The organism is Amycolatopsis oliviviridis, assembly GCF_014654365.1.
Taxonomy (GTDB): Bacteria; Actinomycetota; Actinomycetes; order Mycobacteriales; family Pseudonocardiaceae; genus Amycolatopsis; species Amycolatopsis oliviviridis.
In genome coordinates, this window is sequence record NZ_BNAY01000008.1 from 512,842 (window position 1) to 522,351 (window position 9,510).

Consider the following 9,510-nt stretch of genomic DNA (forward strand, 5'->3'; position numbering starts at 1 on the left):
GGCAGTCGTGAACACCTATCGCGGAGAGTAACCGAATCGGCCACCCGATCCGGCGACGGAACCGTCGTGGGTGGTGAAGATGCCCAGCCGGACCAGTTCCAATCTGATCCACTCGGCCAACCGGTGCAACGGTCCGTCTTCGGCCTCGACGAAGTAGCTGTCCACGATCTGGTGTCGCCTATCGGCGTGTTTCGCCGCATAGAGCAGCGCTGACCGTACCTCCGACACCTTCAGCGGAGCGACCTTGATTCCTGGAGCGGGCCGCACGGTGCTTTTGGCGGCCATCACCGCCAGCACGGCCTCCTCCAGGCTGAACCGGTGCTCCACCGGTACGACCACATGTTCCACGCCCTCGACAACCCGGCGCCCGATCAACGGCATACTGTCAGATCAGCATGACGCACGGCCGTAGTCTGTTCGGCACCGAACACTCACCTCGGTTCGGCCGCCCCGATGGCGTCTTCGAGCACTTCCTGGAACAGGTGCATCCGCTGGCCGAGCATCAACTGGTCCGGGTTCTCGTCCTGCACCGATCGCTCCAGTTTCATGGTCAATTGCCTGACCGTCAGGTGCAGCTGAAGGACGCCTTCCGACCTTTCGCCCTTTCGCTTCTCGAGCATCGCCACCGCCCGCCGGAAAGCCCCGGAAAGCTCCGTCTCGCCCGGCCGCGCCGTTTCGATGGCCGTCAGCGCCCGCCCGAGGAGGCTGTAGTGGTCGTGGCCGTGGCCTTCGGGTTCCGGCGCTCGCTTTTCCCTGGCCGGTCTCCGTCGCCTGCCGTTCAGCACGAAGAACGCGGTCTCGGCCGGGACCAGCACGGCGAGCGCGGCGGCGGCGCCGAACAGCCAGGCCTGCGGATGCGGGTAGGTCACCGCGCGGCCGATCAGCCCGGCGATCAGCGCGAGCACCACGGCGACGACGTGGAACGGGCGGTTGTCGTACTCGGCCATGTCAGAAGTTGCTGAAGACGTTGACGAACATCTTGTCGATGCCCTGCGGGTCGACGGCCTGGTAACTGCGGGCCTTGGACTTCTGCGCGATCTCGTCGAGGACGCGGCTGTCCGCCTGCGCGCCGTAGGCCATGGTGAAGATCCGGACGGAGTTGTCCAGCCGTTCCGCGTCCACGGCCTGCAGCACCTGCTCCCGGGAGCCTGCCCCGGTGTTCTCACCGTCGGTCAGGAAGACGACGGCGTTGATCAGGTTCGGGTCGAACTCACGCCGCATCTTGTCGTTGGCGGCCACCACGGTCTCGTACAGGGACGTGTTCCCTTTCGGGGTCAGGTTCCCGACCAGGTCGAGCAGGGAACCGCGGACGTTCTTCACCTTGCCGATCGGCATTTTCTCCTCGTGCCCGTCGGAGAACGTCCACAACCCGACCTCGTCTTCGGGATGCAGGTACTCGAGCTGTTTCTTGATCGCGGGTTTCAGCAGGTCGATCCGGCGTTCGGCGTACGGCTTGTCCTTGCGGTTCTTGTCGAAGGGATCGTTCATCGAGCCGGAAAGGTCCAGCACCAGCAGGATCCGGCCGCGCCGTTGCGTGTACTCCCAGCCGTCCAGCATCTTCTGGATCTGCTGTCCGGTCGGGACGCCGATCTTCGGGATTCCCGGGGTCTCCCGGGTGCGCACGACCTCGGCCAGTTCCGGGCTCCCGGTGCCACCGGGGTCACGGAACCCGAGGTTACGGAAGCGTTTCTGCTGATCGGGTTCCAGGAGGAAGGCGTAGAGATCGTTCGCCGCGGCCTGCTGCTCCGGGGACGCGTTCGCGGTGATCAGGAACGGATGGTCGATCAGCATCGTCCCTTCCTTCGGGGGCACCGCGACCAGCGGGCGCACCGGCGCGACGGGGTTCCCGTTCAGCTGCGCGGGATCCCCGGTCGGCACGCCGCGGTTGTAGAGGTAGACCATCTGCTCCTGCATCGCCATCGCGCTGATGTAGGGCGTGGGCTTCTTGCGGTCCTCTTCGTACAGCGTCTTCAGGAAGGCCACCGAATCGTCGCTGTAGTAGGCGACCGACGCCTCGATGCCGCGGACGAACCGGACGGCGTCCGGCGTCCCGATCTTGTCGTAGTCGCCGCCCGTCGCCGCGAAGTAGGTCGCGATGGTCGCGGCGAGCCCGGACGTCGACCGCCGCGGATTGTCCTTGCCCAGCGTGAAGTTCCCCCACTGGGCGTTCGCCGCGCCTGTCGAGCCCCAGCCGCCGTTCTGGTTCACCTCCAGCACGTCACTCCAGCCGATGCTCTTTCCCGGCCAGCCCATCGCGACGGCCATCGGTTCCGGCATCGCCATCACCATCGGGCTGGTCGCGAGCGAGGTCTTCGGCCCGGGCTTGATCCGCTCGCCCTTTCCGCGCTGGCCCAGCAGATCGAGCCAGAGCGACGAACTCGGCAGCCAGACCTGGGGTTCGGGCTGGTGCTCGTCGAGGTCGTTCCAGCCGTCGGCGATGAGGTCGAGCGCGGCGCCCGAGGTCTTCTTGAACGCCTCGACCTTCGCACACCGGCCGTCGTCGAACGTCCGGCCGGTCTTGTTGTACCGCTCGGCCAGTTCGGCGATCAGGTCGCCCTTCTCCGTGGAGGAACTGGTGACCAGGCGGAGGCAGTCGGTCCTGGCCGCGTTCGAAGGCGCGCTGACCGTGGTCGCGAGCAGGACGATCACGAGCGTCCCGACGAGCGCGCCGAAGACGAGCGAAAGCCAGCCTGATCCCCGCATGCGCTCCCCCTCGCCGTCGTAGCGGGCAAGTGTAGCTACGACGTCGTCCCCGGTTCTGTTTCCTCGGTCACCAGATCGTAGGTTTCGAAACTGTAGCGGGCGAGAGTGCCCACCCAATTCCGATAGACCTTTAGATCATCGAAGGATTCGACGTCTAGCCGCCATTCAGGTGGAAAGGACTCCCGCAACGATTCGCCGCCGGAAAGCGCGATGAACGTGGAACGCGCGGAGACCGGATCGGCGACCAAGAGTGTCAGCAGGACGAGCACCGCCCGGTACGGCCCGCCGACGAACCGCGCCAGTTCCGCGTCGGGAATGCCGATGCGCACGAGCCGGTAAAGGTTGACCAGTTTCCGGATCTCGCGCGGCGTGTTCAGTCTTTTCCGCAACCGGTGGACGAAATCGCGTTCGACCTCGGTGAGCCGTAACCGGTCCGGTCGCATGTTGTAGAACGTCGGCGGGGTCTTGTCCTCGACCAGGACCTCGACCGGTTCGCCGTTTTCCCCGCGTTCGGCGGCGGCGTCGTCCTCCGGCCATTCTTCGTGCCCGCGCGATGCCGGTCCCCGTCCCTCGATCGGCATCAGGACGTCGATCAGCTCGTCCGCCGCGGCTCCCAGGGGACGCAAGGCGAACACGATCTGGAAGATCTTGTCGAGGTACTCGGCCCGCCCGGCTTTCCCGGCTTCCCCGGCACCGAAGAGTCCTTCGTGGTGCTGGTCGAGGCATCGCCGCAACCATCTCGGATCGACAGCCACCACCACGACGAACGCGGGCAGGGCCAGCAGCAGGTGCACGGCGGCGAGCACCTCGATCACCTTCGACGGCGGGCAGCGGTCGAGGTCGTCGATGTAGAGCACGATCCGTTCCAGCGGCGGATCGCCCTTGGCGCCCGCCTGCCGCCATTCGTTCCGCGCGTCCACCAGATCGGCGCTGAGGTCCGCGAGATCTTCCCGGACGCGGGCGAAAACCCCTTGGTAGTCCCCGTATCGGCCGGTCTTCGCCGCTTCGATCAGGTCGCCGAGCCGGGTGGCCGCGTCCAGCCGCCGGAGCCGTTCCTCGGTCTCCCGGACCTCGGTCTCGAACCGTTCCGACCGCTTGTCGACGTCGCTCCGCAGTTGGTCCAATGTGGACTTCAGTGGCGCGAGAGCCGCCCTGGCGGTGGTGAGCGCCGGGGTCAGCACGGCCCCGAGCGCGACGATGGCGCCCGCCGCGGCGAGGATCGCGTTGTGCCACAAGGCCCAGCCGGTGATCACCCCGGCGATGCCGAGCACCGCCAAGACCGCGTAGCCCGCGACGGCCCACCGGCGCCGCCTGCGTTCGGCCCGGTCCACGCCGGACACCAGAAGCCGCCAGCGCCAGGTGAACGGCGAGTCCGCCTTGACCGCGTGCAGGCCCGCGAGCCTGGTCCGCAGCAGTTCGCGTTCGGCACGGACCTCGCCGGCGTCCGCGTGCGCCCGGGGCGCGCCGAGGTTCCGGAACAGATGGTCCACCAGCCCGACCCACAGGTGGTCGTCGTGGTACTGCCAGGCGTTGAACCGGATCTGCCGGATCTCGCCCGCGAACACACTGGTGGCGGCGGCGCCGCGGGACAGGCGGGCCAGTTCGGCCACCCGGTCGGTCACCTGCCGCACGAAACTGGACTTGCCGGAACCCCAAGGGCCCAGCAGGGCGACGCACAACGGCGGGCTGGTCTCGCGGTCGGCGATGACGGCGGCGAGGGTGCGCACGTCGTCCTGGAAACCGATCAGGTCGACGGAGCTCTCGACGTCGGGCGTGATCCGCGGGCGCGCCCGCCCGGGTTTGGGCTCGACGAAACCGGTGCCGTCGATCTGATTGCCGAAGCGGTCCCACACCCGGATCGTGCGGTCGTCCCCGACCGTCACGATCTTCTCGTTGCCCGCCGTGCAGGCGATCGCGCGGACGTTCCCGCGATGTCCCTTGAGGAGGGTGTATCCGGCCGGGTCGTCGATCGCGCGGACACAGGCTTCGCCGCGGGACCCGCCGCAGAACACCAGTCTGCCGTCCGGGCTGAAGGCCAGTGTCCGCACCACTCCGACGTGACCGGGGAAGACGAGCGCCGGATCACCCTTGCGCCCCCACAGCCGGACCGTTTCGCCTTCACCGGACAGCACCTGCTCGCCGTCGGCCGAGATCGCGACCACCCGGACCGCGCCCGCGCCGCCGAACCGGTAGTGGGAAACGACTTCCCGGTCCCACAACCGGACACCGCCGGTGTCGTCGCCCGCGACGACGACGCGGCCGTCCGGGGTCACCGCGATCGATTCGACCTCCGGGCCGCCGGTGCGGAGGCCGCGTACGGTCACGCCGTCCAGCCGCCGGACCTCGACCACGCTTCCCGCGCCGGACACGGCGAAATCGTTCGCCACCGCGACCGCGACGGTCCGCTTGGTGGTCTGGACCTCCGGCGGCCGCGCCTCGTGCCCGTCGAGCCGCCAGCGCCGCACCGTCGCCCCATCGCAACCGACCACGTGCCTGCCCGAGATACCCACCGCGAGCACCGGCCGGTCGTGGCCGCTCAGCACGATCCGCTGGCTGCCGGTCTCCAGGTCCCAGACCCGGACCGTCCGGTCCGCACCCCCGGTGACCAGGCGGTTTCCGTTCACCGCGACCGCGAGGATCGGTTCTTCGTGTCCGGTGAAACGCGCCGTCGTCATAACGGCACAGTCTCCCGGTCGCGTCAAGATCTTGGTTAACGACAGGCGACTATCGGCGGGTACCCCGACAACCTTGACAGGTCCTAACATCACGCGGAGGCAACGAAGGATCACTCAGAGAATCCTTCGGCCAGAACAAAAGAGTGTCGACACTGCTCCGAAATTCCAGCACGCCTTAAACGCGAGGAGTTCAACGTGCTTCGACGTACCTTCGCCGCGGTGCTCACCGGCGCCGCGCTCTCCATCTCGGTGCTCTCGGCACCCTCCGCCGGTGCCGCCGAGATCATGGCGACCACCCTGACCTACGACGACAGCCAGGCCGCGGAGTTCAAGGCAGACGTTGCCGCCGGCGTCAACGTCTGGAACACCAACGTCACCAACGTCCGTCTGGTGAAGGCGACACCGGGGCAGCGGGTCAACATCCGGATCATCGCCGACAACGGCTGGCCGCGCGCCACCCTCGGCCCGGTCCGCCCGAACGGCACGGTCACCGTCTGGTACGGCAGGCAGGCCGTCCAGCAGGGCTACAACAAGACCCGGATCGCCTCGCACGAACTGGGCCACAGCCTCGGCCTGCCCGACGTGAAGCCCGGGCCGTGCTCGTCGCTGATGTCCGGTTCGACCGGTGGCGTCAGCTGCGCCAACGTGAACCCGAACGCCCAGGAGAAGGCCCAGGTCCAGCGGAACTACGCCGGCACCGCCGCGCGGAACGCCGACGAGGGCAAGGTCCTCGCCGAAATCGGCTGATCCCGCCGATCCGGGCCAGGGGGTGCCCGCCCGGCACCCCCTGGCCCGGATGGCGGCTAGCTCGCCTTGATCGCCGACGCCGGGCACAACTGCACGGCGTCGCCGACCTCGGCCGGTTCCGGATCCAGCAAGCGGACCCGGCCGTCTTCTTCGTCCTGTCCGAACACCTCGGGCGCGGTCAGCACACACATTCCGGCGCCCACACACCGTTCCCGGTCGACTTCGAGTCGCATCGCGATCAGTCCCACGCCACCGGGAGCGCGTACACCCCGTAGATGTCGGAATCCGACCGCAGCGGGATCTCGTCGGCCGGAACGGCCAGGCGCAGCGTGGGGAACCTGTCGAGAAGCCCGGTGAACGCGACCTTCATCTGGACCCGCGCGAGCTGCTGGCCGAGGCACTGGTGGACCCCGTGCCCGAAGGACAGATGCCCGGCCGTCTTCCGCTCGACGTCGAGCTTGTCGGGTTCGGGGAACTTGAGCGGATCACGATTGGCGGCCAGCACCGAGATCGCGACCACCTCCCCCGCCTTCACGAGCTGCCCGCCGATTTCGACGTCCTCCAGCGCGGTGCGCGCGCCGGTGTGCGCGATCGCCAGGTAGCGCAGCAGTTCCTCGATCGCGCCTTCGATCTTCTCGGGATCCTCGCGCAGGAGAGCCAGCTGGTCCGGGTGCCGCAGGAGCGCGAAGGTGCCCAGCCCCAGCATGTTGGCCGTGGTGTCCAAACCGGCCCCCAGCAACAGGAACGCGATGCTGGTGAGCTCCTCCTCGGTGAGTTCGGTGGCGGCGAGGTCACCGAGGATGTCGTCGGTCGGCTCGGCCCGCTTCGCCACGACGAGCCGGTAGAGGTACTCCCCCAGCGCGTTCATGGCGGCTTCCTGTTCCGCGAGCGGGGCGTCCGGCAGGTTCAGCGGCAGGACGTTGCGGCGGAAGAACTCGTGGTCCTCGTAGGGGACGCCGAGCAGTTCGCAGATCATCAGCGCCGGGATGGGCTGCGCGAAAGCCGTCACCAGGTCGGCCGTCGTGCCCTGCCGCTCCATCGCGTCGAGATGCTCGGCGACCACTTGCTCGACCCGTTCGGTGAGCCGCCGCATCCGGCGAACGGTGAACTTGCCGGTGAGCAGCTTGCGGTATCGGCCGTGTTCGGGGTCGTCCATCTTGATGAACATCCCCGGCGGCGCGGGCGGCGGCTGCACCATCGCGGCCGGCCCCGGCAGCGGTGAGTGCATCAGCTCCTGCCGCGCGCTGAACCGCGGATCCGCGGCGATGTCGCGGACGAGCGCGTGCCCCGTCGCGAGCCAGCCCTCGTGGCCGCCCGGGAACGTCAGGCGGACGAGCGGGTGCTCGTCGCGCAGCGGGCCGAGCTCGGCGGGCGGGTCGAACGGGCATCCCTTCGGCCGTTCGAGGGGCACCTCCGTCAGATGGGGTACCGAAGTCGTCATTGCTGTTCCTCCCAGTTTTCAGCGATGACAAAAGGCTACGTTGCATTCAGGGATCACTCAAAGATAATGGCTGGCTTTTTCAGCATTATTGCTGGTAGATTTCCGGAAATCGTTGCAACGGTCGTGTCAGTGAATGCAACGAGTCGTTGCAATGATCTGCGAGTGAACGCACAGGGAGGTGCCCATGCCGGGTGGCAGGCTGACGCAGGAGGACCGCCGGCTGATCGCGGCCTGGCTCAAGGACGGCCTCGGGTACGCCGAAATCGCCCGACGACTCGGGCGCCCGACGTCGACGATCAGCCGCGAGGTCGCGCGCAACAGCGGCCATTCCGGGTACCGCGCCGAAGAAGCGAGCCGGGTGACCGGGGAACGAGCGCGGCGCCGGAAACCACAGCCGCGGGCCACCCCCGTCGTCGAGAACGGGTACGGGCGGGACCCCGAGGCCGTGCGCGCCTTCGAACTCGACTTCGCCGAAATGATGGTGGCGACCGGACTGCCTCGGATGGTCGCCCGGGTGCTCTCTTGCCTGGCCGTCAGCGACGACGGCGTGCTGAGCGCGGCCGAACTCGCCCGACGGCTTCAGGTCAGCCCCGCCTCGGTCTCGAACGCCGTCGGCTACCTCGAAACGCAGGCGATGCTCAGACGGGAACGGGACGGGCGACGGGAGCGGTACGTCATCGACGAGGAGATGCCGCAGAGCGTATGGGCCGAGAGCATCCGGGCGAACCAGGAATGGGTCAAGATCGCCCGCCAGGGCGCCGAAGTCTTCGGCGTCTCGACGCCCGCGGGTGCGCGCATGGACGACCTCTCACGGTTCCACGCGCGGATCAACGAAGTCATGCTGGACGACAGGGTCGCCGTTTACGCCGGCGACGCGCTGACGGTGCTCGCCGCGCTGCTGCACGCCGGACGCTCGCTTTCCGTCCCTGCGCTCGCGTCCGCGCTGGGGTGGACCGGGGAGCGGGTCTCGGGCGCTTTGCGGGCTGTGGAGGAGTATCCGCACATCGCCGGTCCGGTGAGGGTGGTTTGTTCCGGTTCCGGCGATGGGGAGTATCGGGCGGTTCCGTTGGTGGAACGGCTTACCGAGGCGCAGGTGGCTGCTTTGGGGTCGTGAGTGGCGATTGCCGTTTTTCGGCGATGGCTTGCCGGTGGGATGCGGGCTCCGTGTCGCACTCCGGTCGTCGCCGGTTTTTGGCGACGGGTTCAGAACGGTGGTGGCTCCTCGGCGGTGTGTGGGCGGGGTTGGTGGAGTGGGGGCGGCGTGCTGTCGTGGGTTTGGCCGGTGGGGGTGGTGATGGTGAGGGTTCCGTCAGAGGCGAGTGTGTAGGTCCAGTCGGGTTCGTCTTTGAGGCGGTGGTCTCGGCGGCAGAGGGCGATGAGGTCGTCGGCGTTGGTGTGGCCGCCGTGTTGCCAGGGCAGCGTGTGGTCGAGGTCGCAGGCCTGGGCGACGCGGTGACAGCCGGGTCTTCGGCATTCGCGGTCCCGGACGCGGACGAACTCGTCGAGACCGGCGGTGGGCCGGTAGCGGTCGCGGCCGAGGTCGAGGACTTGTCCGGAGAGCGGGTCGGTGATGATCCGGCGGAGCACGGTGTTCGGGCCGGTGGCGATGTGCCGGGCCAACGCGGCCGGTATGTGGCCGTGTCCGGCGAGTTCGGCGGGGTCGTCGTTGAGGGCGAGGTAGGTGTCCAGGTCCATGTACAGGAACACCTCAGCGCGTTCGCTGGTGCCGCCCGTGCTGCCAAGCAGCAGATCGAGCGCGACGTCCGCGCGGAGCTGATCCAGGGTGCGGGTCTCGCCACCGGTCTTGAGGGCCCGGGCCTCACGGTCGATCCGCCGGTAAGCGGCGGTGACCTTCTCGACCGGGCCGTCCTCGACCTCGATCGACGCGACCCCGGTCTCGCCTTGGCGCAGGGTGAGGCGGCGACCGTCGCGATGGTGCTCGGC

9 protein-coding genes are annotated in these 9,510 nt (G+C 68.3%); 2 read left to right on the forward strand and 7 right to left on the reverse strand.

Annotated features, from left to right (window positions below):
* Positions 1–15: 15 nt before the first annotated feature.
* Genes IE302_RS32175 through IE302_RS32190 form a run of 4 tightly spaced genes read right to left on the reverse strand, consistent with a single transcriptional unit; the run spans position 16 to position 5,378 of the window.
* On the reverse strand, positions 16–381 hold the full coding sequence (locus IE302_RS32175) for a hypothetical protein (protein WP_191258188.1): 366 nt from the start codon (positions 379–381) through the stop codon (positions 16–18).
* Positions 382–431: 50 nt separating this feature from the next.
* Positions 432–947: a hypothetical protein gene (locus IE302_RS32180; RefSeq protein ID WP_191258189.1), complete on the reverse strand. Its 516-nt coding sequence runs from the start codon at positions 945–947 to the stop codon at positions 432–434.
* A gap of 1 nt (position 948) precedes the next feature.
* Complete coding sequence (locus IE302_RS32185) at positions 949–2,703, reverse strand: substrate-binding and vWA domain-containing protein (protein ID WP_191258190.1); 1,755 nt, start codon at positions 2,701–2,703, stop codon at positions 949–951.
* 35 nt (positions 2,704–2,738) lie between these two features.
* Positions 2,739–5,378, reverse strand: a complete 2,640-nt coding sequence (locus IE302_RS32190) for a P-loop NTPase fold protein (RefSeq protein WP_191258191.1) — start codon at positions 5,376–5,378, stop codon at positions 2,739–2,741.
* Positions 5,379–5,573: 195 nt separating this feature from the next.
* Between IE302_RS32190 and IE302_RS32195 the strand changes: the two genes are divergently transcribed.
* Positions 5,574–6,125 (forward strand): snapalysin family zinc-dependent metalloprotease, encoded by a 552-nt coding sequence (locus IE302_RS32195; RefSeq protein WP_191258192.1) that lies wholly within the window; start codon positions 5,574–5,576, stop codon positions 6,123–6,125.
* 56 nt (positions 6,126–6,181) lie between these two features.
* Here the strand turns inward: IE302_RS32195 and IE302_RS32200 are convergent, their stop codons facing one another.
* Together IE302_RS32200 and IE302_RS32205 are read right to left on the reverse strand one after the other, a co-directional pair.
* Positions 6,182–6,358 (reverse strand): ferredoxin, encoded by a 177-nt coding sequence (locus tag IE302_RS32200; protein ID WP_191258193.1) that lies wholly within the window; start codon positions 6,356–6,358, stop codon positions 6,182–6,184.
* A gap of 5 nt (positions 6,359–6,363) precedes the next feature.
* Positions 6,364–7,566, reverse strand: coding sequence for a cytochrome P450 (locus IE302_RS32205; RefSeq protein ID WP_191258194.1), 1,203 nt, complete (start codon positions 7,564–7,566; stop codon positions 6,364–6,366).
* A 184-nt stretch (positions 7,567–7,750) separates the two neighbouring features.
* Here IE302_RS32205 and IE302_RS32210 point away from each other — a divergent pair, with 184 nt between their 5' ends.
* On the forward strand, positions 7,751–8,680 hold the full coding sequence (locus tag IE302_RS32210) for a helix-turn-helix domain-containing protein (RefSeq protein ID WP_191258195.1): 930 nt from the start codon (positions 7,751–7,753) through the stop codon (positions 8,678–8,680).
* Between the two features lie 89 nt (positions 8,681–8,769).
* Here IE302_RS32210 and IE302_RS32215 read toward each other — a convergent pair.
* On the reverse strand, positions 8,770–9,510 hold a 741-nt coding region (locus IE302_RS32215), incomplete at its 5' end, for an HNH endonuclease signature motif containing protein (RefSeq protein ID WP_229908063.1).

Coding starts and splice junctions, on each gene's coding strand:
- IE302_RS32175 (WP_191258188.1), bottom strand. CDS start 381: ATGCCGTTGATCGGGCGCCGGGTTGTCGAGGGCGTGGAACATGTGGTC.
- IE302_RS32180 (WP_191258189.1), bottom strand. CDS start 947: ATGGCCGAGTACGACAACCGCCCGTTCCACGTCGTCGCCGTGGTGCTC.
- IE302_RS32185 (WP_191258190.1), bottom strand. CDS start 2,703: ATGCGGGGATCAGGCTGGCTTTCGCTCGTCTTCGGCGCGCTCGTCGGG.
- IE302_RS32190 (WP_191258191.1), bottom strand. CDS start 5,378: ATGACGACGGCGCGTTTCACCGGACACGAAGAACCGATCCTCGCGGTC.
- IE302_RS32200 (WP_191258193.1), bottom strand. CDS start 6,358: ATGCGACTCGAAGTCGACCGGGAACGGTGTGTGGGCGCCGGAATGTGT.
- IE302_RS32205 (WP_191258194.1), bottom strand. CDS start 7,566: ATGACGACTTCGGTACCCCATCTGACGGAGGTGCCCCTCGAACGGCCG.
- IE302_RS32210 (WP_191258195.1), top strand. CDS start 7,751: ATGCCGGGTGGCAGGCTGACGCAGGAGGACCGCCGGCTGATCGCGGCC.